This window comes from Aeromicrobium sp. Root472D3 (assembly GCF_001426485.1).
Classification (GTDB): domain Bacteria; phylum Actinomycetota; class Actinomycetes; order Propionibacteriales; family Nocardioidaceae; genus Aeromicrobium.
Genome location: NZ_LMET01000002.1, coordinates 62,465 through 86,083 on the forward strand (window position 1 = coordinate 62,465; position 23,619 = coordinate 86,083).

Annotated in this window: 18 protein-coding genes and 1 pseudogene; 12 read left to right on the forward strand and 7 right to left on the reverse strand. The window is 67.3% G+C overall.

The window, feature by feature from the left end; all coding sequences use genetic code 11:
• Window positions 1-167: 167 nt before the first annotated feature.
• From ASD10_RS15120 to ASD10_RS19625, 6 genes and pseudogenes are all read left to right on the forward strand, one after another.
• Entirely contained in the window at window positions 168-1,340 is a 1,173-nt protein-coding gene (locus tag ASD10_RS15120) for a thiolase domain-containing protein (protein ID WP_056610774.1), read from the forward strand.
• Window positions 1,337-2,929, forward strand: coding sequence for an AMP-binding protein (locus ASD10_RS15125; protein WP_082556329.1), 1,593 nt, complete (start codon window positions 1,337-1,339; stop codon window positions 2,927-2,929). The genes ASD10_RS15120 and ASD10_RS15125 overlap by 4 nt, the downstream gene beginning before the upstream one ends.
• Window positions 2,926-3,801, forward strand: a complete 876-nt coding sequence (locus tag ASD10_RS15130) for a PCC domain-containing protein (protein WP_056610776.1) — start codon at window positions 2,926-2,928, stop codon at window positions 3,799-3,801. The genes ASD10_RS15125 and ASD10_RS15130 overlap by 4 nt, the downstream gene beginning before the upstream one ends.
• A complete protein-coding gene (locus tag ASD10_RS15135) occupies window positions 3,798-4,601 on the forward strand; it encodes an SDR family NAD(P)-dependent oxidoreductase (RefSeq protein ID WP_056610779.1) in 804 nt (267 codons plus the stop codon). Before ASD10_RS15130 ends, ASD10_RS15135 begins: the two co-directional genes overlap by 4 nt.
• Window positions 4,592-5,968, forward strand: a complete 1,377-nt coding sequence (locus ASD10_RS15140) for an FAD-binding oxidoreductase (protein WP_056610781.1) — start codon at window positions 4,592-4,594, stop codon at window positions 5,966-5,968. Before ASD10_RS15135 ends, ASD10_RS15140 begins: the two co-directional genes overlap by 10 nt.
• 35 nt (window positions 5,969-6,003) lie before the next feature.
• Window positions 6,004-6,168, forward strand: a pseudogene (locus ASD10_RS19625) (DUF255 domain-containing protein); the annotation flags it as partial.
• Between the two features lie 391 nt (window positions 6,169-6,559).
• Here the strand turns inward: ASD10_RS19625 and ASD10_RS15145 are convergent.
• Together ASD10_RS15145 and ASD10_RS15150 are read right to left on the reverse strand one after the other, a co-directional pair.
• Complete coding sequence (locus ASD10_RS15145) at window positions 6,560-7,258, reverse strand: DUF3800 domain-containing protein (protein WP_056610784.1); 699 nt, start codon at window positions 7,256-7,258, stop codon at window positions 6,560-6,562.
• 180 nt (window positions 7,259-7,438) lie between these two features.
• Window positions 7,439-8,281, reverse strand: a complete 843-nt coding sequence (locus tag ASD10_RS15150) for a hypothetical protein (protein ID WP_056610787.1) — start codon at window positions 8,279-8,281, stop codon at window positions 7,439-7,441.
• Between the two features lie 271 nt (window positions 8,282-8,552).
• Between ASD10_RS15150 and ASD10_RS19245 the strand changes: the two genes are divergently transcribed.
• Window positions 8,553-9,683, forward strand: a complete 1,131-nt coding sequence (locus ASD10_RS19245) for a hypothetical protein (protein WP_056610791.1) — start codon at window positions 8,553-8,555, stop codon at window positions 9,681-9,683.
• Between the two features lie 110 nt (window positions 9,684-9,793).
• Here ASD10_RS19245 and ASD10_RS18905 read toward each other — a convergent pair whose 3' ends face one another.
• The 3 genes from ASD10_RS18905 to ASD10_RS15170 all read right to left on the reverse strand — a co-directional run bounded on the left by ASD10_RS18905 (window position 9,794) and on the right by ASD10_RS15170 (window position 15,234).
• A complete protein-coding gene (locus tag ASD10_RS18905; RefSeq protein ID WP_157432672.1) occupies window positions 9,794-10,537 on the reverse strand; it encodes a hypothetical protein in 744 nt (247 codons plus the stop codon).
• 515 nt (window positions 10,538-11,052) lie between these two features.
• Window positions 11,053-11,478 carry a hypothetical protein gene (locus ASD10_RS15165; RefSeq protein ID WP_056610796.1) on the reverse strand — a complete coding sequence of 142 codons (426 nt, stop codon included), beginning with the start codon at window positions 11,476-11,478 and terminating at the stop codon, window positions 11,053-11,055.
• A gap of 408 nt (window positions 11,479-11,886) precedes the next feature.
• Window positions 11,887-15,234, reverse strand: coding sequence for a hypothetical protein (locus ASD10_RS15170; RefSeq protein WP_056610799.1), 3,348 nt, complete (start codon window positions 15,232-15,234; stop codon window positions 11,887-11,889).
• Between the two features lie 1,153 nt (window positions 15,235-16,387).
• Between ASD10_RS15170 and ASD10_RS15175 the strand changes: the two genes are divergently transcribed.
• Complete coding sequence (locus ASD10_RS15175) at window positions 16,388-16,933, forward strand: hypothetical protein (protein ID WP_056610801.1); 546 nt, start codon at window positions 16,388-16,390, stop codon at window positions 16,931-16,933.
• Between the two features lie 180 nt (window positions 16,934-17,113).
• Here ASD10_RS15175 and ASD10_RS15180 read toward each other — a convergent pair whose 3' ends face one another.
• Window positions 17,114-17,479, reverse strand: a complete 366-nt coding sequence (locus tag ASD10_RS15180) for a hypothetical protein (RefSeq protein ID WP_056610804.1) — start codon at window positions 17,477-17,479, stop codon at window positions 17,114-17,116.
• A gap of 192 nt (window positions 17,480-17,671) precedes the next feature.
• On the opposite strand from ASD10_RS15180, the gene ASD10_RS18910 reads away from it, so the two are divergent.
• Together ASD10_RS18910 and ASD10_RS15185 are read left to right on the forward strand one after the other, a co-directional pair.
• On the forward strand, window positions 17,672-17,929 hold the full coding sequence (locus ASD10_RS18910; RefSeq protein ID WP_129183188.1) for a hypothetical protein: 258 nt from the start codon (window positions 17,672-17,674) through the stop codon (window positions 17,927-17,929).
• 224 nt (window positions 17,930-18,153) lie between these two features.
• The gene (locus ASD10_RS15185) at window positions 18,154-19,704 is read left to right on the forward strand and encodes a ThiF family adenylyltransferase (protein WP_162248866.1); all 1,551 of its coding nucleotides are present in this window, start codon (window positions 18,154-18,156) and stop codon (window positions 19,702-19,704) included.
• 682 nt (window positions 19,705-20,386) lie between these two features.
• Here ASD10_RS15185 and ASD10_RS15190 read toward each other — a convergent pair.
• Window positions 20,387-21,535 (reverse strand): TDT family transporter, encoded by a 1,149-nt coding sequence (locus tag ASD10_RS15190; protein ID WP_056610810.1) that lies wholly within the window; start codon window positions 21,533-21,535, stop codon window positions 20,387-20,389.
• Window positions 21,536-21,629: 94 nt separating this feature from the next.
• Between ASD10_RS15190 and ASD10_RS15195 the strand changes: the two genes are divergently transcribed.
• Entirely contained in the window at window positions 21,630-22,535 is a 906-nt protein-coding gene (locus ASD10_RS15195) for a LysR family transcriptional regulator (protein WP_056610813.1), read from the forward strand.
• On the forward strand, window positions 22,532-23,131 hold the full coding sequence (locus ASD10_RS15200) for a uracil-DNA glycosylase family protein (RefSeq protein WP_056610816.1): 600 nt from the start codon (window positions 22,532-22,534) through the stop codon (window positions 23,129-23,131). The genes ASD10_RS15195 and ASD10_RS15200 overlap by 4 nt, the downstream gene beginning before the upstream one ends.
• The last annotated feature ends 488 nt before the right edge of the window (window positions 23,132-23,619 follow it).

Below are 23,619 nucleotides of genomic sequence, written 5' to 3' on the forward strand. Positions count from 1 at the left end.
GGCGGTGACGCGGCGACGCGCGTCCTACAGATCGAGGAAAAGCCGGACGCCGGTCCCTCCCGCGAGCGGTGACGCCCGGCTCGGCTCCTCGGGCACGGTGATGTGGTGCCCGTCACGTGACGCCGGTGGCAGGTCGCCGGCGCGGTGGGCACGTGAGGAGGAACCCGATGACATCACGCCCCCACGCGATCGGCTGGGCCCACACGCGGTTCGGTCGAAGCGAGCAGCCCGACGTCGAGAGCCTCCTCGCGGAGGTGTCCACGGCGGCGATCGAGGACGCGGGTCTGACCCCGGACGACGTCGACGCGATCTACGTCGGCGTGTTCAACAACGGCTTCTCGCGCCAGGGCTTCGAGGGCGCGCTCGTCGGTGTCGGACGACCGGAGCTAGCCCTGCTGCCCGCGACGCACCTCGAGAACGCGTGCGCCACCGGCAGCGCGGCGCTGTTCGCAGCCCTCGACCACGTCGAGTCGGGACGCGGACGCGTCGCACTGGTGATCGGTGCCGAGAAGATGACCGCGACCGGCAACGACGAGATCAACGACATCCTGTTGGGCGGCGGGCACCGGGCCACCGAGTCGGCGGCGGGCAGCTTCGCCGGCATCTTCGCCGGTCTGGCCGACCAGTACGCCGAGCGCCACGGCGAGCCGCACGACGCGATGGCGCGCATCGCGGCCAAGAACCACCGCAACGGCGTCGACAACCCCTACGCGCACATGCGCCGCGACCTCGGTCTCGACTTCTGCGCGACCCCGTCGGACCGGAACCCCGTCGTGGCCGGCCGGCTGCTGCGCACCGACTGCTCGATGGTGTCCGACGGCGCCGCCGCGCTGGTCGTGGCGTCCGAGGACGTCGCCGGAGCGGCACGGCGGTCCGTGCGCGTTGCGGGACGGGCCCAGGCCAACGACCACATGAGGCTGGCCTCTCGGCGCGACCAGATCGCGTTCGAGGGCGCCGGGCGGGCCTTCAGGGGAGCACTCGCCGACGCGAGCGTCGGGCTCGACGACCTCGACCTGCTCGAGACCCACGACTGCTTCACGATCGCCGAGCTGCTGCAGTACGAGGCGTTCGGCATCGCGGCCCCCGGCAAGGCCCACCAGGTGCTCGAGGAGGGGCGCACCGAGCGTGACGGCGTGCTCCCGGTAAACCGGTCGGGAGGCCTCAAGGCCAAGGGGCACCCGTTGGGCGCCACGGGGGTCTCGCAGCACGTCATGGCGGCGATGCAGCTGACCGGCGAGGCGGGCGACATGCAGCTGCCGGCCGCCGACCGCGCCGCGGTCTTCAACATGGGCGGTGCCGCCGTCGCCAACTACGCCACGGTGCTGGAGCGGGTCCGATGAGCCCCCGCCGCAGGGCCGTCAACCTCGCCGAGCTGCTGCGGCAGACGGCCCGCCGGCTGCCCGACCGCACCGCCGTCGTGCACGGGTCGACCCGCTGGACGTGGCGGGAGCTGGACGAGCGGGTCGACGCGCTCGCCGCCGAGCTGGTCGGACGCGGTGTCGTCGCGGGTGACTGCGTCATGGTCGACGGTCCCAACCATCCCGAGCTCGTCCAGGCGATGTTCGCGACGTGGCGCGCCGGGGCGGTCCTCGCGCCGGTCAACTCGCGGCTGCACGACGACGACATCGTCGTGATCGCCGGGGTGTGCCGGCCCAAGGTCGTGGTCGCCCACGCGTCGACGGCCTCGCACGTCGCCGCGGTCGATCGGGCCCTGGGGCTCCCGGGCGGCGTGCTGTGGATCGACGCCTCAGGGCAGCCCGACGCCGTGGCGGCGGCGGTCGCCGCGGCACCGGTCCCGTCCGGTCCGACGTGGGAGGGCGACCACGCCTGGTACTTCTTCACGTCGGGCACGAGCGGTGCCCCCAAGGCCGCGATCCTGACGCACGACCAGCTCGGCTTCGTCGTCACGAACCACCTCGCGGACCTCATGCCGACGACCGACGAGCACGATGCGTCGCTCGTCGTCGCGCCGCTCTCGCACGGGGCCGGCATGCACATGCTGCCGCAGGTCGTCAGGGGGGCCGCGACGGTGATCCCGGCCTCGACGAGCCTCGACCCGGACGAGGTCTGGTCGCTCGTCGAGGCCGAGCGCGTCACCAACATGTTCACGGTGCCGACGATCCTCAAGGTGCTGGTCGACCACCCGGCGGTCGAGCAGCACGACCACTCGTCGCTCGAGTACGTCATCTACGCGGGCGCGCCGATGTACGAGGCGGACCAGCAGCGGGCGCGGACGCTGCTGGGCGACGTCCTCGTGCAGTACTACGGACTGGCCGAGGTCACGGGCAACATCACGGCGCTCCGCAGCGCCGAGCACGGCCGGCCGGTCCCCGAGGGACTCGCTGCCGGCACCTGCGGCCACGCGCGGACCGGCATGCTCGTGAGCGTCCAGGACGACACGGGTGCCGAGGTCGGGCCCGGCGAGATCGGTGAGCTGTGCGTCGCCGGACCCGCGGTCTTCGCGGGCTACCTCGACAACCCGGAGGCCGATGCCGCCGCGTTCCGCGACGGGTGGTTCCGCACGGGCGACCTCGGCGTGATGGACGTCGAGGGATACGTCTACGTCACGGGGCGATCGTCCGACATGTACATCTCGGGCGGATCGAACGTGCACCCGCGCGACATCGAGGAGAAGATCCTTGCGCACGAGGCCGTCGACCAGGTCGCCGTCCTGGGCGTCCCCGACCCGAAGTGGGGCGAGATCGGCGTCGCGGTGTGCGTCCTGCGCGAGGGGCACACCCTCACGGCCGAGCAGCTCACGACGTGGCTGAGCGAGCGGATGGCGCGCTACAAGCTGCCACGCCACGTGCTGTTCTGGGACGCCCTGCCGACGTCGGGCTACGGCAAGATCGTCAAGCGCACGATCCGCGACGAGCTGGCCCACCGGCAGTGGGGGCCGTACGCGCCGCAGATGGAAGGTGCCTCGTGAGCACCCCCACTCGGCTCGCGCCCCTGACGCACCCCGGCCCCGCCGTCGCGCCACGGATCGCCTCGGTCGAGACGGGCGTCGTCGTCGAGCGGGTCTCGCTGGCGCCCGGCCGACGCCTCGTGGACGCGATCGACGACGAGCTCGTCCGGCTCGGTCTCGACTCCGCCCAGGTCGACCTCGTCGGAGGGCCGCTCGCCCGCGTGTCGTACTGCTTCCCGGCCGTGAGCCCCGACGGCTCGACCGCCGCCTGGTACAGCGACACCCACGAGGCCGCCACCCCCGCCGAGCTCGTGCGCGGCTCGGCGACCGTCGGACGACGGGACGGCGAGCGGTTCATGCACTGCCACGCGGCGTGGTTCGACCGGTCGGGGCGGCTGCGCGGTGGGCACCTGTGGCCCGACACGGCCGTCGGCGCGACTCCGCTCGAGGTCGTCGTGCACGCCTTCGACGCCGTCGACCTGACCAGCGGCACGGACGACGAGACCCGCATGCCGGTGTTCACGCCGCGCGCGGCCGCGGTGCGGCCCCCTGCGGTCGCGAGGCGTCGGGCGGTCATGTCGCGGGTCAGACCGGGCATCGAGCTGCACGACGCGATCCACGAGGTCATGGCCGTCGCGGGCTTCGACCGGGCCGGCGTCCGGGGGAGCCTCGGCAGCCTGGTCGGCGCGACCCTCGAGGGGCCTGACGGCGTGGTCGTGTCGGACGGTCCGGCGACCGAGGTCGCACTGTCGGGGCACGTGTCGGGCGGTGACGCCCACCTGGGCGCGGTCGTGGTCGACCGGCACGGCGAGGTGGCCATGGGCGAGCTGACCGAGGTCGGCAACCTCGTGGCGATCACGTTCGAGCTGCTCGTCGAGGAGATCGTCGCGTGACCGGGCACGACGGCACCGGGCTGCGCGGCCGGGTCGTGCTCGTCTTCGGCGCCGGGTCGGGCGGGGAGGGGCTCAGCAACGGCGAGGCCGCCGCCCGCGCCTACGGTGCAGCCGGCGCGCGGGTCGTCGCGATCGACCGGCACCTCGACGAGGCCGAGCGGGTCGCGAAGGAGGTCGTCGCCGCCGGGGGAGAGGCGGTCGGCCTGCGGGCGGACGTGACCTCCGAGGACGACGTGGAGGCCGTCGTGGCCGAGGCCGTGCGTCTCGTCGGACGCCCCACCGTCCTGCACCACAACGTCGGGGTGGCGACGGGCGGCTCGGTGCTCGACCTGACGCGTGATCAGTGGGACGCGGCCGTGTCGGTCAACCTGACCGGGGCCTTCCTGACGGCCAAGCACGTCCTGCCGCACCTCCTCGCGGCGGGCGGGGGATCGATCGTGACGGTGTCGTCGGTCGCGAGCATCCGCGACACTGGGTACGTGTACCCGTCCTACAACGCGACGAAGGCGGCGCTGAACCAGCTCACCGTGTCGCTCGCGCTGACGTACGCCGACCGTGGCGTCCGGGCCAACGCCGTGCTGCCCGGCATGATCGACACCCCGCTCGTCGCCAACCAGATCACGGGCGACAGCGAGCTGGCGGCGGCGCTCGCCGCACGTGACGCCAGCAGCCCGACGGGTCGCGTCGGATCCCCCTGGGACGTCGCCAACGCGGCGGTGTTCCTGGCGTCCGACCGGGCGGCGTACGTCAACGGGGTCTGCCTCCCCGTCGACGGAGGACTCTCGGCGCGATGCCTGTGAACGCCACCGACGCCCTCGCCCTGGGGGAGCTCGGCAGCGTGGTGCTGTCGACCGATCCCGACGTCACGGCGGCGTACGCCCACGACGAGTCGCGCCTGACGGCTCGCGCGATCCCGTTCGCCGTCCTCGCACCGACGTGCACCCAGGAGGTGTCCGACTGCCTGCGCATCGCCTCGCGGCAGGGGTGGCGGGTCGTGACGCGTGGCGCGGGCAGCGGCCTGAGCGGCGCCGCCAACGGCGACGGCGAGTTCGTGGTGCTGAGCACGCACCGCATGGACGCGATCGTGTCGGTCGACCCCGTCGAGCGCCTGGCCGTGGCCCAGCCCGGGGTGGTGACGGGAGACCTGAGGGCCGCCGTGGCCGAGCAGGGCCTGTTCTACCCACCCGACCCGGGCAGCGTCGGGTTCTCGACGATCGGCGGCAACGTCGCGACCAACGCCGGGGGCATGTGCTGCGTCAAGTACGGCGTCACGGGCGACTTCGTGCTGGGGCTCGAGGTCGTGCTGGCCGACGGTCGCGTCATGCGCACCGGGCGCCGCACCGCCAAGGGCGTCGCGGGCTACGACCTGACCCACCTGGTCGTCGGCTCGGAGGGCACCCTCGGCGTCGTCACGGAGGTCACCGTGCGCCTGCTGCCGGCGCCGTCGCCGGCGCTGACCCTGGTCGCCACGTTCGCGTCGCTGGCCGACGCCGGACGCGCGGTCGCGGCCGTCACGGGCTCGGGGGTGCCCGTGTCGATGCTCGAGATCATGGACCGCACGACGCTGCAGGCGGTCGACCGGATGGCGCGCATGGGCTTCGAGCCCGACACCGCGGCGATGCTGCTGGCCCAGTGCGACACGACCGACGCGGCAGGCGTCCTGGCCGCGGTGGCCGGTCACTGCGACTCGGCCGGGGCCGTCGACGTCGCGGTCGGGGACGATCCCCAGGAGGGTGCGCAGCTGCTCGAGGCCCGTCGCCTGGCGCTCCCGGCCCTCGAGCAGCTCGGCGACTGGCTCCTCGACGACGTCTGCGTGCCGCGCGGACGCATCGTCGAGCTGCTCGAGCGGATCGAGACCGTCGCGGCCGACGAGGGACTCACGATCGGGGTGTTCGGGCACGCCGGTGACGGCAACATGCACCCCACGATCATCTACGACGACAACGACGAGGCAGGTCGCGCCGCGGCGATGCGGGCCTTCGACCGCATCACCGAGCACGCCCTCGACCTGGGCGGCACGATCACGGGCGAGCACGGCGTGGGCCGGCTCAAGCGGTCGTGGCTCGCCCGCGAGCTCGACGCGACGTCCCTCGACGTCCAGCGGGCCGTGCGGGCCGCGCTCGACCCCGGCGGCGTGCTCAACCCCGGCAACCTGTTCGACGCCTGAGGCGCGGACGCGTCGGGCCGACCTAGGGTGGCGGTATGCCCAATCGCCTCGCCGATGCCACGTCGCCGTACCTGCAGCAGCACGCCGACAACCCCGTCGACTGGTGGGAGTGGAGCCCCGAGGCGCTCGAGCTCGCGCGGACGCTCGACCGTCCGATCCTGCTGAGCGTCGGCTACGCCGCCTGCCACTGGTGCCACGTGTCAAGTGCGAGGCCGGAAACCGGGAATCGGCTGCTACACCGCGTCCGAAAGTCGCCGCACACGTTCGGACTGTGCCGAAATTTTCTCTGTGATCCGGTGAGTACGGGCTAACCGAATGCTGGCGCGGAATGCTGGAATGCGAACCTCACGGGTTGGGGAGGGAGTACCTCCTGACCCGCGCGTCGAATGCCCGTTTGCGACGATCCCCCAAGCTTTGGGCGGCGTGGCGGACTCAGATGGTGCGGCGAGTTGCATTCGGTCGACGGTAGCCGCGGGGAACGTTAGGAATGGGTCGCGCGCGGAGCGCTCGCGGCGCTATCCTGCTCTCAGGGACGCCTGTTGTGCCTCCCATCCAGCCAGCGGCCTCGGTATCCCGAGGCCGTTGAGCATTTCAGGGCACCCAGCAGTAGTCAGACTCAACCTTCGAGTTGACGATTGACCACAGTTGCCGGCGGGTGCGTGCCTCCTTGCCGGTTGCGTTCGGTTTCGAGATGATCCGATGCTTGAGATAGGCAACGAGGTCGGCGGCCTGCACCATCCGCTCAGACTCGGACGTTACGAACTGCAACTCACCCGCCACGTTGCGGAGATGCGACGCTCGGTAGGTCGGGGTGCCCTTGGCACGGTGATCCTCGAGCATCGCGCGGTGACGGTCATGCTCGTGGATTTCGTCGCAGGTGATGACTGCCTTCTGGCCAAGCGCCGCGGCGTAGCGGTCAACTTCTTGCATTATGTGGGTCAGGACCATCGGGTACGGCGGGTAGACGGTCTTGCGGTACTTCGCGCGCTGCGCCGTGCGGTCGAGGCCTCGAATAAGGAACTTGACGTCGTGGTCAGCGATGACCGTGAGCGCTCGCGCAGCGACAGAGATTCGTAGTGGAAGTTCAACACCTTTCCAAATGGATCGCCCCTGCATCAGGTCGTACCCGTGGATTTCGGCACGCGCGTCGACGTCGAAGCCGTAGGAGAGGTCAGCGGTCAGGTCGTTCAGATCAGCAGTCATGGCTGCGACCGTCTCGTCGTCAGCGACGGCCGCAACCATGTAGAACCAGTCGTCGCAGTAGGACTCGTCGACGAAGGCTTTGAGCACCGGCACATGCTCTCAAACGCCTGCGACACGTCCACGCTGCCCTGGGTCAAGCCTGATGTTCGCGGCGGATCTGATCACACGTCGCCAGCGCATGCGAGCCTTCGCCGTGAGGTAGTTCCCGTTGCTCGGCTTCCTGAGCCGCAGATAGCGTCAAGCCTGACCAACGAGTCAGCGTTACAGCTAGCGGTCGGTGCGCGACGTGCGGGTGCCGAGGTCGTCGATCGCCGCGTACAGCACCTGCCTGGCAACCTGAGCTGTGACCTTTCGCGGCCGGAAGTTCTCAGCGACCTGCTGTTGCGGGTGGATGTAGTTGCGGAACTCGCGGACCGCGTGGCCGAACTTCGTGACGTCCTTTCCCAGAAGCCCGAGTTCGCGAGAGCAGTCCAGCAGGTCGTTGAGGGTCCACTGAGAGAACGGCCGCACCTTCCCGTCGCGGGTGGGTGCGGCCTTGGCCCGGTTGTAGTCGGCCGGGTGGCTCCTTGCGACCTCGTACAGCAGTCCTTCGAGGGTGCTGCCGCAGAGGATGACGACGGCCAGATGGGCCCCGTTGTCGAAGCACACCTCGACTTCCTGCAGGCGGTCCGCGATGACGGCCTGCAGGTCGAGCTCGACCGGCACCTGCCTCAGGTCCAGGTCCACCACTCGGGCCAGGAACTCGGCCTCCTCGCCGGTTACCCGCTCGGACTCGTCAAGCAGTGGCCGGAGCTGGCCAACCAGCTCCTCGGCCAGGCGACGGTCGGCGTCGGTCCGGTCGGTCAGCTCCACCTGTCCAAGGTCCTCGGTGAGCCGCCGGTACTCGAGCATGTCGATGGTCAGCTTCGCGAACTCCGCGTCCGACAGGCTGAACCACAGGTGCCGCAGCACCTGGGCCTTCGACCCGTCGTGACGTTCGTACGGGTCTATTCCGATGCTGTCGCGCACGAAGGCTGCGAACGACGCGTTCGAGTAGTTCAGGACGTACCCGCCGCCCATGCCGAGCAGGTGCTCCAGCTTCACCTTCGTCGCGTTATCGACCGTTGCCACGGACCCAGCCTCCCATCCGGACCGGTCCTGTTCCCGCAAGCGCCGAAATTCCCGCCAACCCTAGGCAAGAACTGCTCGACCCACCAGGCACCAGGTACTGTTCTCTTACGAGGTGGGCTGGTCTGCCTCACTCTGAGTCTGAGTCCCCACGCGACGCAGGCACTGAGGACAACGGGTGCCGAACCAGCAAGAGTTCAGTTCAGTCGGCTAGAGACCATTCTCCTGTCCGGGCTGACAAGCGTGGGATGCAGCCCAGAATCTAGAGAAGAGTATGTCCTCCGACAACCACAACCTCGACCGCGCCTCCCAACAGGACGCGCGGGCCTGGTCCACCTTCACCGCAACGAAGTACACCGCCGCCAGGCGGCAGATCAGGTCACCGCTCGCCCAGGGCTTCCTAGGCGACCGCTTCAGCGCACGGGACCTCATCGCCGTCCTCGACGACCACCCGCTGGTCGGCGCCGACGAAGACGGTCCTGTCCTTGGCGACAACGGCCACTACGCCGACCGCCCGTGGAGTTTCAACGGGCAGACCGACTACATCGAGCTCGCCCTGGTCATCGACATGCTTCGCATGTTCACGCCCACCACGGAGGCCGACGCCGCAGTCAGCAGCTACCGGCTCAAGCACACCGCGGAGAAGCTCCTCGCTCCGCACTGCAGCTACATCTCCAACGGTCGGCTCATCTGGGCAGCTGCTGCCCTCGGACTCCCGCTCGTCCAGACAGACAGCGGTGGCCCGAACCTTCTAATTGGCGTTTCAGAGGCCGAGCACGACTACGTGCGCCAGCTCGCTGACGGCAGCACCCCGCCGCGAGCGCACCACAACCGTCCCGCCGGCCTCCCGCACCTCCGTGACGCGCTTGACCGGGTGGCGACCGGCAAGCCGGCAGCCCCTCGGTGGGTGCCCCTGGCCTCCGCGCCTGTCGCCACGCCGTTCCACGACTGGATATCTGCACAAGCACGGCGGGACGACCCGGTCGGCGACATCGCTCGCGACTACGTCGACGGCATCGCGTACAACCAGCACGGCCCGGCCGATGCTCCGGACGACCTGCTCACCATCCTCCTCGACGCGGGCGCCTTCGATGCGGTCTACGACGCCGGGGTCCGGGCCATCTCAGAGTGGTTCGCGACGAATCCCGCCGCGACGCCGGTGCGCACCAAGTTCGTGAGCCGAAGCGCGAGCGAGGTCGGAGGGTTCGGTGGCGCCGAGGGCTATGGCGACATCGAGAAGGTCACCTACCTCTGCCCGTGCGGTGCGGGTGAGGTCGTCGAGGACCACGACAACATCCCCGGTGCTCGCGACCACGACGTACACATCTGGTGCGACAAGTGCCGCGGAGAGTGGACCTTCGCGCCCGGTCGGTCCGTGCGCGACTGGGGCCTCATCCCAGTGTAGTCAGCGGCCAGCGTCGGCGGCTGTACACCTTCCTATACTTCGCCAATGTGTAGGAAGGTGTACTAGTCGTTCTGATGGTCGGGAGTGCCCAGCCCGTACTCGCCCCGCCCCTACGACTCGTTCATGTCGCCCGCAGAGGCTGCGAAGCGGTCCTCGATGTCCGTCAGCTTCAAGCGCAGCGGCTCTGAATCGAAAACTTCTGCGATTGCATGGAGAGCAATATCTAGTGCGACAAAGCAGCGACCTTCCAACGATTCACCGCGCGACGCGTGCGGCTTACGGGAGAGGTGGTAAATGTCGTCAACTTGCTCTAGGTACGGGGTTGCCGACGCCTGAGTGGCGTGGCTCAGGGACGTTTCACTAAGCCACGCTACGTACACGTGGGCTAGCTCAGTGACCTCGAACCTCTCAGCGATGTTTCCACCGCCTTTCACATGGGGCGCAGACGGCTGTGATTCGATTTGCGCTACGAGTTCGGCCCATGCCGCGGGCCACTTCGGGTCATCCGGATCCAGGTCTTGCGCTTCGGCGGCTGAAAGTGCTCTTTTGAGGTTTCCCGCCCACCGCTTGTGTGAGTTGTGCAGCCCACCGAGTCCTGCATCCTGGACTTGCCGGAGCCAGTGCATTCCGACCGCGTTCTCGAGCGCCGCACGAACCAAGGGGCTAGTTGCGCTCGCTAGCCCCGCGTCGTGGACGACGAGAGCAGCTTTCACTGTGTCGATTGTCTGGACGAGCCACCCGTGCATGACGGCCAGGACCGCGCTTTCGGTCGACGCGCCGAGGTTGTCCTCGCACAGTTGAAGTAGTTCTTGCAGGAGGAGCTTGTGGTTGTTGGGCAACGACTCGTGACTCACGGGTCAAGTCTTCCGCAAGGTCGTACCTTGCCTGCACATTTTCGCCCGGATCTGGCACCCGTTTGGGTCAAGACGCAGCCCGTGTTGGACTCGAAAGGGTGCTCCGCGCGGCAGCGCTGAGCGTTGGTCTTGCCGTATGCACGGAGCCGAAGCTCGACGGAACTCGCCAAGGTCAGTACAAAGGCATGGGCGCTCTTCTCGCGTCGCTCCGCGGGGTGGTTCCCGAGCCGGACCGTCAGTACCTGCTGACGCTGCTCTCGGACTCCCTCGTGCCCAATCTACGTAACGACATCCTCCATGGGCTGCACACGCACGTTACCGAGCAAGATGCTTCTCTGATTTCCACGCAATGCTGGTAGTCGCGACTTGGAGTGGGGCGGACCGCCAAGGGCTCTAGGTTTACCCAGGCATCTCGCGGTCGTGCCGCGAGCACAGTCGGAGTCCGGTCTCGTGGACCTCTAGGAGGCTGCGCCCCGCACGCCGCTGCAATTCCGTCGCAAGATTCTTGCGCCAAATCAGAGTTCGAGGGTGAGGAGTTCTTGACCGTGCGCGAATTTGTGCTCGACCCAGGATCCGCAGGATGACTCCGTGGGGTTGACGTCTCTCCAGGCGTATTCGAGGGACGCCTCGGGGTAGAACTCGGCAAGGACGCGGACGTGATCCGCAATGTCCATGTTGCTGCGAAACTCCTTGAGTAGCCGCATGTGGGTGTTGAAGGGATCGGTCCAGATTGTTTCGCTGGTCTCTGTCAACAGTGGTTGCTGATCGGGAGATGGCCATAGGAATTCTGTTTCCGGTCCGGGATTCAGGTCATGAACGGCGTACGCGAACGCTATGACGTCGTGCTTGTCGGTGGCTTTCTCAAGTTGTCTGCGGATCCGGTAGGCCTCGGAGAAGGTGCTTTCTACGATGAGGCGGATTTGGAACTTCGGCTCGGACATTGCTCTCCTTGTTTGTGAATGGGGGTGCTGCGAAGAAGATGGTGCGGACCTCTGGGGGTGCCGCAATCGAGCCCGCACGCGTTGCGCGACTTCACGACGACAGTTCCTGGGTCAGACGACTTTCAGAAGCCTGATGTCTAGTCGGGCGTGCGTACATCGGAATCACGCTCGTGCGTGTTGGGCTCCGTAGTTACGACGCGGATCTGTGCCTGGTGACCATCCACGGTTACTGGGTCAAACGGCTGAGCGTTCATCAGCTCGCGGAGTTCGTCCCAGCTGAGGGCGTTCCATTTTTGGATGCGAGCCGCGGTGTCGGTGGCTGAGCGTGTTGGGGCATGAGGGGTGGGCATGCCCCTCTACGGTTCGGGATCCGTATCCGCCTGCACGCATCCGTTGCGACACGATGTCCTAGGACGTGACCCAGGTGCTGGGTTCGCGTTTGTAGAAGGACTCGGTGTTGGCGGTGGGGATCCCCAGCGTTGCGATCGATGCGCGGTGCTCACCGTGGGGGTTATCTCCGGGGTAGACGTAGACGAGGACGCTCTTGGTCAGGCGGATGGCGACGTCGCCGCCGTTGGTGGTGATGTACTCCGCGAGGTCTCGGTGAACGTCGTCGACGATCCGTGGGTCGAGGTAGACGCGCCGTCCCCGCAACGGACGGCTGATCTGAGCTTTGTCGGGTCGCTTGGCTCGCGGGGAGCGTTCACGGATGGTGCTGTCCTCACGAGGCAGGCAACCGGTGTCCGGCAGCGGCGCTTCTGGTCCGGGGTCGTGCAGCCCGGGTTGCAGGAAGACGCGGACGTCTGACTTTCGGCCGGCGGCGTGGCTGCCGCGTCCGAATCGTCCGCTCCAGGGCCGCAGGTAGTCAGCGGGGAACCTGACCTTGGACATCGTTTTGCTGGGGCATCGCCGGCAGGTGGGGCACAGCACGCCGAACCCGGTCTCGGTCTCCGGCAGGCGGAGGATGATCGTGCACCACGAGGCGTTGCCGCGCAGACGATCGGGGCAGTCCTCGTGTGGGCATTCGCGCAGACTGATGACGCGCTCGGCCATCGGCATAGGCATGCCGCCACGGGAGAAGTTCTTCGTGAAGTACGCAATCGGCTTCGTAGCGCTGCTGCCGGGGGAGTTGGACCCACCACGGGTCAGCATCATGATGTCTTCGGCCGAGAGTCCGCTGGCCTCAATGAGGTCGGGCAAGGTCATGGATCCGCCGGCCGCCTTGAGCAGTCCCGCGACTGCGCGTGGGTGGACGAAGCTGCCGCGGCACAACGACCAAGAGTTGACGGCCGCGACTCCGATGTAGGTGGTCTTGATGTGGTCGGCGAATCCCGGGTCGATGCCTCGGAGGGCTTCGTGCTGGTCGCTGACTGTCGCCCACAGGACGCGCCGTGCAGCAGGAGAGAAGTGCTCCATCGCTGCTGCCAGCAGCTGGCTGTCGGTCACCACGGCGGACATGACTCGTCGGATCTCGCTGTAGGCGTAAGAGTTCTTCGCCGACGAACGCGCGAGGCCGGCAGCTTCGGCAATGTCTGCCACGTCCTGGCCGTCGTAGAGGAAAGCCCAGGCCATGGCTTCGGCCTTCTTGCGGCCTCTAGTTGTTCCGTCGTGCGCGGTGTTCGCGACGTTCCCAGACAGTGGGACAAGCACGTCCATACCAGTCTTGGGATCTGCCAGGACCATGTTGCACGACCAGTCCACGGACGGGCGACTGCCAGGAACGCTGATGGGTGTCATGGTCCAGTCGGTCAGGAAGTAGCCGCACGCCTGGTTCAGCCACGGCGGTGCGGAGCCCGTGCACTTCTGAAGAGCGACGGCCGTGAACTCGGCGGTGGCGGACTCCACTTCGTGCTCAGACGAGGGTGCCTTCGCCGTCTGCTTCGCAGTCAGATTCTCCGCCTTCGCGAGAAGCCGCTCGGCGTCGGCAACTCGGCTCTTCGCGCGCTCGAGCGCAGCCAGGGCTCTCTTGGCTTCGCGGATGTTGGTCTCGGACGGATCCCTGCGGACGCGTCCGGCTGCACGGGCGTTTCCATCTTCCGCGCCGGCAAGCTGGTCCTCGGCGTCGACCAAATCTTCCCGCGCTTCCTGGAGCTGTCGGCGAGCGTGGTCGGCCGTTGACTCGGCGACGGGCGCAGCCTGGTAGACCGGCATGGTCGTTGACTGCGTGGACGAATCCAACGCAAGCAGGGCGGCCTCCATAACCTTGCCAACGGATGCGTGCAGAAGTGCTGGTCGCAGTGTGGCGTGGGACGGGCCCATGGTGGTGCGCTCCCACCCCATAGCGAGTCCGCGGATGTAGGCCTCGTCCAGCGGGCGAGAGTGAAGCGCGTACCTAGCCTTGGTCTGGACCTTCCACTGGGTGCCGGTCTCGAGGTCGTCCCACCCGATCACGCCAGCAAGCGGCAGCCGCTCACCAGTCGTCGCTGCTTTCCGAGCAGCCTTCTGCTCATCGGTCTGAGGAAAGCGGCGTCTCAGGACTGCTTCCCACTCTTGTTCAGAGATGCCCCACCCTCCCTCAGGGACGGGGAAGTCAATCCTGCACCGGTAGTACTTGCCGTCATGGGTCACGATTAGCTCGGCGTCGTCCAGCTCCAGGTTCAGCTCGGTCTTGACCTTCACGTCTTTGTAGAAGTGCCCTTTCTGCCATCCTTCGATGTAGTTCTTCTTCAGTAGGTTCTTTGCTGCGCGCCCCTGAGAGGCGGCCGGCAAGTCGGAAAGAAGAATGCCTTTGCGAAGGTCTTCTGGCCTCCGAGAGGGCAGTCCGAAGCCAGCAGCGACAGCGCCGACTGCCTCCCAGTCGGTCACGCCCCTTGTCCCGGCCTTGTCTTTGAGAACCTCGTCAACAAGAGAGCGCAGAATGCGCCTGGCCGTGTCCAGGTCTTCGGCCGGTTCGATGCGGTGCTTACGCAGAGTCTCGATGGTCCGGCCTGTTCGCGAGTCGGTTTCGACCATCCTGACGGGCTGATGGGTGAATGGAACGTACTCGTGGGACTCGTACCAACCCCCGTCAGCTTGGAGTAGGACTTCGGCCCGGTTCATCCCCTTGATCAACGAGTTGACTGCCGAGTCCTCCATCAACGAACCGAACGAGAACGCCTGCTGCGCGGCCGCGTCAGTTAGATCGACCTTCTCGGGCTTGAACACCACAGCTGCGCAATGGATGAACGTCGCCTTCAGCGCGGCACCGTGCTTCTCGCTTCGCACGAAACGCCCGTGCTCGCGAGCATGGACCTCGGGCCGGAATGACGGCTCGGTCGAGCGGCCGGTCTCGGTGATGTGGCGAACAACTGTCGACAAGATCTCGGTGAACGCATTCGAGTCACGGTCTGGTGTCGCGCCTTTGATGTCGTTGGCGCGGGCTGACGTCAAGAGGTAGAGGAACAGCGTCTGCCCGACGTGCAGAATGAGGCCGATCTGTGCTTCTCCCTTCCCGCCAGGAGCATGTCCGAGACGAAGTACGAAGACGCTGTCGCCAAGCTGCTCGCGCGTCGTGACGCCGATCTCGTCGTTGCGGATGAGGTCGAAACCGAGGTCCAGCGCCTGAGCCACATCGGGCAGTGTCTTGTCGATGGAGGCGAAGGAGGTCTTCGCGCTCGCGATCCAATCCTCCCTGTCGCCGCTGGACGTCCTGATAAGCCGTGTCCTGAGAATGAGGCCGCCCTGGGCGGCGGCCTCCGAACTGCGGAGTCTGAGCCACGTCTGAAGTTGGGCAAAGTTCGATCGGATAGCGACAGGGCCGCGGCGGTGCTTGCTCATGGTGCCTCCTAGGCGTCGGTGATGCCTAGGACAGTGCGGGCCGCGAACCTTCGTGCAATGGGTACGTGCAGACCGAAGAGGACTGCTCAGTCAGCCGGTACCGCTTACCGCGAGACGGACTCTTTGCTGGAACCGCCGCCGCCAGGTCGGCGTCGACTCTCTGCCCATTCACCCTTCAATGGCAGTTCAGCTCGAGGCGATGCTGGGAGGAGTCATCGTTGAGGTCGCGTGGTGCGCCTCGCCAGTGCGATGCGCTACCCGCCGGTGTAGCCCAGGCACACGGGACCAGCTCGCGAGTTCGGTTGATGAAGCGTCGCGGGTGCGCGACAGCCGTCCGCGCATCCGCCGTCGGCGGCAGGCTCGGCCGGCAGGTGAGCGCTCGGAGTCGGAGACATTGGAAGTCTTGGGATTCAAGCAGCGTCTACAGGATGTTCGCCTGAGAACCAATTCGCGAAGATCCACCACGCGCTCCGGAGCCTGTCACCACTCGCACATCCCATCCCTGAAGTATCTGTCTGCTGCGTGGATCACTTCCCCGGTCTCTTACGCGGCGCTGATGTGGAAAGTGAAGTCAAGGCCGCTATGGAGTGATGAGAGATCGCTGATAGCAACCAGAGGAGATGTCGCGCCCACGAATTCGAACGCGCGGCCGCCCTCTCCGTAGAGGTTTTCAGGTCGGTGCCACGTTCTGATGGTGAATGAGTCAAGACCCTGCCCGGACGCAACGCGACCTGCTTGTCGAACCTCCAGATGGGCTCCAGCCGGGATCCTTCATCAACCGACACCACATCTCGGAAGTTGAGGCGGTCTTGTCGAAGGCTGGCCCTCATGCGGCGTACGACGGCTTCGACTCCTTGAGGCGGTCAGCTGAATCGTGAATCTAAGTCTCATGACAGGCCTTCCGGACCATGGGTGGGGACGGCCTGATGTGCGGCGTCTAAGTGCGACCGTCTGCTGAGGCCGAACGTTCGCAATGGTGCACGTGCACTCGGGGCCAGCCGGAACTCTGACTCGAGGCGCCCGTGCCGATGCGGCGACGTGCAAGGCGGGCTCGATTGCGCGCAAGTAGTCGTTGCGCACGGTCTGAGGTGCAGTCACCATCCGGTGCCTGCATCACACGACGCATCCCCACGGTGTGTCAGAAGGAGAGAACATGAGCGGTTACGTGTACGACTGCGAGGCGCTGGTCGTCGAGGCTGGAAGCGGAATGGTCCTGTTGCGAGGCACGCACTCGGAGCATGGTGGGGAGGTGAGCACTTGGCTGCGTGGCGTCGGCATCGGGACCACACTGGACCAGGTGATGGCCTTCGCGTTGGCCGACAGGCAGAGACCGGCCCTGCTGGACATCGGCGGGTTTGGTCTCGTGAGCTGTCAGGAGTCGCACCGGTTGCTGTCGCGTCTGGTGCGGGCGGCGATCGAGGCCACTTCCACGGCCGACAAGTACGAGGTGACGATGCTGCGTGGGCCGGGAGATGCGCCCACGGACCCGTTCTGCCACGCGTGTGGACACGGCAGCACCTTGTCGATTCACGACAGCGACTGGCCGCAGCGATGCGATCAACGCGGCCACCAAGCGTTCGGCGCCAAGGAGGATGAGACCTGGGAAGAGAGCCTCGATCGTCACCGACGAGAGATGAGTAGTTGGCAGTTCCGGTCCGACATGGGACTGATCCCTCCGATGACGGTCTTGGCGCCCTGACCGACGCCCGGCAACACTGACCCAGATTTCGGCACCATCAAGACGACCCCCACGCAGCGCGTGGGGGTCGTCTTCGTGCTGGCCGGTGCTCTTTGGTGGCGGAGACCATGGTGTGAATGATTGCGTGCCAACGTTTGGACGCGGACCGTGTAGTTGTCTCGCGCGGGACTGGACGGCAGATCAGTGGTGAGGGTCCTGCAAGAACAGCAGGTCGGTCACGGCGGCGAGGCCCGTGACGTGGAGCCACGTGCGGCCTTGGCTGGCCGACTGGTACCAAGAGCGGCTGAACGACCAAGACCGGCTCATCCGGGCGATGGCTGTTCGGTCGGTCAGGTCCTTGCGCGGGCGCCTCGACACCTCAGCTTTCGGGTCGGGCCGGGTGGCCACGGCTACGACGAGCCGGTGCTGAAGCTCGGCGAACCGGCGACTGAGCTCATCACCTCCGGCCGGGACGGTCCAGTCGATGGCCGCGGTCGTGCCGAAGGCATAGTCGGGAACCGCGTAGTCCCTGGGCTTGAGCAGCAGGGTGGGGGATCGTTTAGACATGACGCGGACCGTCGAGGCGACCGGCCAGAGACAACCCCTTCGGTGACTCCCTGTGGCAACTTTTGCGCGAGTCCCGCGTGGTCGCGCAAAAGTTGCTACACGGGTGGATCCGAGGTCAGGTGTCCGCTCAACTGGTCATTCACGACGGCGATGGGAGGCATCTTGAGCAGCGACGAACCGGAAAGTCCACGCATGAGAGACGAGCCGAAGGCGGCCGACGCTCACCCGCCGGAAACGGCTGAGGAGCCGAGCGGGCCGGGTGCGGAAAAGACGACGTCGACATCAACGTTCGAGGAACTTCCCGACGGTGGTTACCGCATCACACGACGCACGGTGACGACCCGCCGAACTGTGGTGGATGACCGCATCGAAGAGGACGTGGAGGAACTGCTCCCCGCGTCTGCGTACCGGGCACCTTCGGTCCCCGGCCATCCGCCGGCCGTCGGATGACCGCCGACACCCCACCCGCGTCCCTGGGGTGGCATCGCCGGTTCCCGCGCAGGTGGGCCCGTGAGCGTCAGGCCTTCGGCGACCACGGTTGGGCGCACAGGGTCAGGTACGTCGACGGGGGAGTGGAGGTCCACGTCGACTACCCGCTACCCGCGGCAGAGGACGTCGCTGCTCGGACTGCTCGCCTGAAGGTCGTCTACCCGCGACAGTCGTACCCCGCGTGGATGCCGGTCCAGGTGTTCGACCTCCACGACGAGCTCGGCGTGACACGCCACCGCGATCCCACCCGCGGGTTGCTGTGCCTGGTCCACGACGCAGACCACGACCCCACCTGGACAGCAGCGGACCTCCTTGCCATCCAGCTGCCGAAGCTCGTCCGGTCCAACGACCTGACCTCGGCCGACCGCCTCGCAGCGTCGACCCGTGGCCTCGAGCTGCCCGTCGCTGAACCCAGGACGGTCTACAGCGCCGCACCCCGCCGAGTCGTCGTCCCGCACACGAACATCCCAGACAACATCGCCGGGGGAGCGCTGGTGCTGCGCCAGCGCATCGACCGGTCCGGCGTCGTCGTCACCAGCATCGTGGACCAGATACTCGGCCCGGGACTGAACATCCAGAACACCAACCTCGACGTCCTGGACAGCTTCCCGATCGTCGTGACCGGCTGGTGGCTACGTCTGCCGTCGTGGGACCCGACTGAGACAGCAGACCAGCTCTGGGAGCGCCTGTCGCCAGCCCTACCGGCACTGGAGGTCAGTGGGGACAAGGATCCACTCATCGTCGAGGCAGACCCGAGGGTTCTCACCGTCGTTGGCTTGCTCGTCGAGGACGAGCGCGACTACGGCCAGCCCGGGCCGTGCTGGATGTTCCTTCTCCGAGTCCGCACGGGAACCACACGCGACGGCGCGCCCGTTTACGGGACGGTCCTGCTGGCGGGACTAGAGCTGAACGACAGCACCTCGACCCGCACACCCATCGCCGCCGGCCTGGCCGACAAAAAGGTAGCCATCGTCGGCGTCGGCGCCATCGGGCACCACATTGCCGCCGACCTAGCCCGCACCGGCGTTCACCGCCTCGACCTAGTCGATTGCGACTGGGTCGACCCCAACACGCGAGCCAGAAGCTACGGCCCTGTTAGTCATGCGGGAATGTCGAAGACCGCCGCGCTGGCCGAGCACCTCCGCGGTACTGCCCTCGCAGGCAGCGTCGGCTCCTGGGACATCAACGTCACCCGGCTGTTCGAGCACGACGCTGACGCGGACACCGAACGCAACCGCCGGAGGGTCCTGCGGACCCTGATGGATGCCGATCTCATCATCGACGCCACAGCCAACCCCAATGCGACGGCCATCCTCAATGCCGTGGCTCTGAACCGGAGTCCGCTGCTGACTGTCGCCGGCACCCCGGGCCTGTGGGGCGGTTGGGTCGCCCTGGTCCGACCAGGCCAGACGGGCTGCACAGAATGCCTCGCCCATCACCGCGCCGACCACGCAACACTCAGAGACAGCCGCTGGCCGACGCCGCCCGCCGATCCCGATGGTTGGACGAGCCCGGTCTCATGCTCCGAACCCACCTTCACCGGGACCAACAGCGAAGCGGGTTGTCTTTCCCATCACGCCAGCCGAGTAGCCATCCACCACCTCGCGGAACGCCGGCAGCTCGGCGGCGACTACTACGTCGCCACGTTGCGCGATGACCAGGGAGCTCCGACGCCGGCCTCTTGGCGCTCGGTTGACCTACCGCCACATCCCGCGTGCGAGAACCACCACCCGTAACGCGAGCAGGACACGTGATCTCGCCGCTTCACCTGCGGCATCCGGAAGGGTCACGTGGCGCAGCCGAGGGGGACGCTCGCATGGGGGAGGAAGGTGTACCGCGCGAGACCCGCAACGAAGACTCGCAGCCCCCGAGCAAGTCGCGCAGGATCGAGGCAGCCCGAGCTGGCCACCTCCCGCTCAGCGAGCTGACACCAGACGAACTCGCCGCATTCAACACAGCAGTCCACGAGGCGATGGCACGCCGTCTCGCGAGCATCAACTGGCGAGCCATGCTGTCCAGGAGAGGGCTCTACTCAGTGGCGATGGACGACGACGGCCAGATCGTCGTGCACCCGCCGAGCGGCCCTGCCCCAGGTACTAGCCCAGAGGCAAGCGGGCAGGACAGGACAGACGAGGAGCTCTAGTTCTCGGCGCCATCGCCACCTCGCCCGCTGGGTGAACCGATGAATGACCTGGACGAGATGCTCCGGGGCTGCACTCAGGAGCTTGATTGCGACGATCGGTGCCCCAAGCACAGTCACGTCTGAGTGTGCACACCCGTGCGGACCGGACCGAAAGTAGATGAGCGCGATGATCACTGAGCTGGAACTGGTGGGCAACCCCGAGGTTGGCCTGGAGGGCGTTACGGGGCGTCTTCATCAGGGCTTCCCTTTCATCGGAGGTATGGGTCTGTCGGAGTTCAGGGCTTCTTGAGCAGCTTCCCAGAGTGCACGCCGCGAAGGGTGCGGACGGCAACGACCGACCAGGCGCTGAGAAGGAGGACGAACAATGCGCCGGCTGCGACCTGGAGCACGTGGTTGCCGGTCAGCTGGGCCAGCCCCGAGGTGCCGGTGACCACGGTGCCGACCGGGAAGGTGAAGGACCACCACGTCAGGCTGAACGGAAGTCCTTCCCGGGCGGTGCGGGCGGTGAGGGTGGCGGCGATCGCCAGCCACAGCATCGCGAATCCCCACATGGGAATGCCGTAGACGAGGGCGAAGGCGTGGAACGCGGTGCCGTAGGGGCTGTCCAGCACGTCGGGGGTCACGTTGCCGAGGTGGTGGGCCGCAGTGATCGACTGACCGACGGGACCGAGGACGATCCAGAGGGTGGGCACGGCGCCGGCGGCTCCGATGCCGTGGTGCAGAAGTCGGTTCCAGATGAACGCGATCATGACGATGCTGCACATGAGGGTGAGGCCGAAGAACATGTAGCAGGCCAGCAGCATCGTCTGCTGGGCCTGGCCGGCCGGCAGGTGCGGGATGAGGGCAGCGCCGGTGGCGGCACTGACCATGGGCGGGACCACGGGCATGAGCCAGCCGCCGAAAGCGGAGTCCTCGCGGACCTCGTGCGAGGTGAAGGCACGGATCGGCACCAGCACGGCCGTGGTCAGACCGAGCAGGGTCCCGACGGTCCACAGCACCCAGTCCAGCGCCAGCGCGGCAGGCATGCCGATCAGGTGATGTCCCACGAGCATCGCGCCGGCACCGACGGTCATGAGTCCCATCGCGGGCGCGCCGTAGAAGTGCGACATCATTGGGTCGTCAAGGTGGCCGCGGGCCACCTCGCCATGCAACGTCCAGTGGCCGGCAGTCGCCACGACCACAGCGACGAGCAGCAGGAGGGCGAGTACCCAGACGGTGGTGGCGAAGACCGTGATCCCTGGGACGGAGAAGGGCAGCGAGGCAGCGGCGATTGCGACGATGCCGGTGCCCATGACCGAGGCAAACCAGTTGGGTCCGATGAAGCCGAGAGCCGGAGCGCCCTCGAGCTCGCGGAGCCAGCCCGTCCGGTCGCGGGTGCTGCGGGCGGCGTGCTCGCTGGTCGTCGTGAGGTGTGCGGTGGTCATGACTCCACTGTGGTCTCGATGCGTGGTTGCCGGTAGAACCCGTCACCCTGTGGCTCCACAGGGCAGACCTGTGGAGGACGGGTAGTCTGGGCAGATGCGCAACATCCCCGATCTGGCTGCTCTTCAACTGCTGGTCGACGTGGCCACTCATGGCAGCATCGGCGCTGCGGGCCGAGCGAACGGCATCACCCAGCAATCGGCATCCGAACGGCTCAGAGCCGTCGAGGCCCTGACGGGACTGACCCTCTTGCGTCGTGCTGCCGGGGGATCGACGCTGACCGAGTCCGGTGTCCTGGTGGTCGGCTGGGCCGCACGTCTGATCGATCTTGCTCAGGAGATCGACGAGTCGATCGCGACTTTGCGCGAGGGCCGGACGCACCAGCTGAGCATCGTGGCGAGCATGACCGTGGCCGAGTACCTGCTTCCCCTGTGGCTGGTCCGGCTTCGCCAGCAGCACGACACGGTCGTCAGCCTGATCGCCACCAACAGCGAGCACGTGAGGACGGCCGTGGCGGACGGGTCAGCCGACATCGGTTTCGTCGAGGACGGTGCGGACCCCGGCGACCTGGCGTCACTGGTCGTCGCTCGCGACGAGCTGGGCCTGTACTCGGCACCGCACGACCCGTGGGCCAAGCAGGACTCGCCGTTGGCGCCAGATGAGATCGTCACGCGGCCTCTGACGTGGCGCGAGGCGGGGTCAGGCTCCCGGCGTGTCGTCGATGACGCGCTCGCACGACTCGGCTTGACCGCCACGGCGCCCGCCGCCGAGCTGACCACCACGTCCGGCATCCGATCGGCGGTCAGCGCAGGCAGCCCGCCGGCGTTCATGAGCCGACGTTCGGTGCGCAGCGATGTTGAGGCGGGCCGGCTCGTCGAGGTGCCGATCATCGGGTTGGACCTGTCGCGCGACCTCACCGCGCTGTGGGTCGGCAGCGGCCGCCCGCCGGCCGGTCCGGTCCGCGATCTGCTGGCGATCGCCACGAAGGCCCGCACGAGATGAGCACCGATCGCCGGTCGCGAGTTGACGAGCCGCACGTCTTCGCGCTCAACACGCTGGTCCGTGCTTGGCGTGCGGCGGTCGACGAGCAGCGGTTTGTCCCGTGGTTCGACCCGGACGGTCCTGGCGTGAACGCGAGGATCCTGGTGCTGATGGAGTCGCCCGGCCCTCGCACCGTCGCCGCGGGTGACCTCGGGTTCAGCACCGAGGACAACGACGACCCGACGGCGGCCGCACTCCGTGCAGCGCGAGTTTCTGCGGGCATGGCCCGTGACGGGTATCTGCGGTGGAACGTGGTGCCGTGGCCGACCTACGACGCTGCCGGCCACCGCCGCCCTCCGCTGGTGAGAGATCTTGAAGAGGCGCGTCCGGCGCTGGCCGCGCTGTGGGCGGCTCTGCCCGACCTCCAGGTCGTCGTCGCCGTCGGGACACCAGCCCTCCAAGGTGTCATGCGGCTGATGACGATCGACGAGACAGCCCGAGTCGTGCCCGCGCTGGGCGCACCGCATCCGTCACCACGCAACGCCCACGCTCGCGCAGAAGCCTTCAATCGACTGCGTGTGGCTCTTGAACGAGCCCAGGAGATCGCGACCTCCTGAGAGCGTGAAGATCTCGACTCACGTCCGCCGCCGACCTGTCGCACTCGTTCGGCGCGCAGGCTGTCGTTGCGCCCAGGGCTAATGTTGCGGCAATGTCATGTCGCGGTACGACCACGAGGGTAGGGACACCCAACTGGGTTCGCGCTGCGCTGATTGCCGCCGTCGTCGGTGGTATCGCGGCCATGCACGGTCTGCTGCTCGGTGTCGACCATGGTGCTGGGATGAACCTGGAGCTCACCGTCCCTTCCATGACCTCGGGCATGCACCATACGACGCAGACAGTTGTCAGTGCGGCGGCCGACGACGTGCCTGCGATGCCCGACAGGTCTGGTGTGATGGACGGATGCTGCGGACTCGCCGCGCTCTGTCTGGCGATGATCGTCGGCGCTGGCGTTGTCCTGTGGGTCGCTCGGCGCCGCGTCGAACGGGTCCTGTGGCAGCTGCCGCCACCCCTCGAGCTGGGCATTGTCGACCTCACTCGTTCACGG

Excerpts from the sequence above, each read along its gene's own strand:
- ASD10_RS15200 (WP_056610816.1), top strand. The coding sequence starts at position 22,532 with ATGAGCACCGATCGCCGGTCGCGAGTTGACGAGCCGCACGTCTTCGCG.
- ASD10_RS15165 (WP_056610796.1), bottom strand. The coding sequence starts at position 11,478 with ATGTCCGAGCCGAAGTTCCAAATCCGCCTCATCGTAGAAAGCACCTTC.
- ASD10_RS19245 (WP_056610791.1), top strand. The coding sequence starts at position 8,553 with ATGTCCTCCGACAACCACAACCTCGACCGCGCCTCCCAACAGGACGCG.
- ASD10_RS15175 (WP_056610801.1), top strand. The coding sequence starts at position 16,388 with ATGAGCGGTTACGTGTACGACTGCGAGGCGCTGGTCGTCGAGGCTGGA.
- ASD10_RS15125 (WP_082556329.1), top strand. The coding sequence starts at position 1,337 with ATGAGCCCCCGCCGCAGGGCCGTCAACCTCGCCGAGCTGCTGCGGCAG.
- ASD10_RS15185 (WP_162248866.1), top strand. The coding sequence starts at position 18,154 with ATGCCGGTCCAGGTGTTCGACCTCCACGACGAGCTCGGCGTGACACGC.
- ASD10_RS15190 (WP_056610810.1), bottom strand. The coding sequence starts at position 21,535 with ATGACCACCGCACACCTCACGACGACCAGCGAGCACGCCGCCCGCAGC.
- ASD10_RS15180 (WP_056610804.1), bottom strand. The coding sequence starts at position 17,479 with ATGTCTAAACGATCCCCCACCCTGCTGCTCAAGCCCAGGGACTACGCG.
- ASD10_RS15120 (WP_056610774.1), top strand. The coding sequence starts at position 168 with ATGACATCACGCCCCCACGCGATCGGCTGGGCCCACACGCGGTTCGGT.
- ASD10_RS15140 (WP_056610781.1), top strand. The coding sequence starts at position 4,592 with ATGCCTGTGAACGCCACCGACGCCCTCGCCCTGGGGGAGCTCGGCAGC.
- ASD10_RS18910 (WP_129183188.1), top strand. The coding sequence starts at position 17,672 with ATGAGAGACGAGCCGAAGGCGGCCGACGCTCACCCGCCGGAAACGGCT.
- ASD10_RS15195 (WP_056610813.1), top strand. The coding sequence starts at position 21,630 with ATGCGCAACATCCCCGATCTGGCTGCTCTTCAACTGCTGGTCGACGTG.
- ASD10_RS15170 (WP_056610799.1), bottom strand. The coding sequence starts at position 15,234 with ATGAGCAAGCACCGCCGCGGCCCTGTCGCTATCCGATCGAACTTTGCC.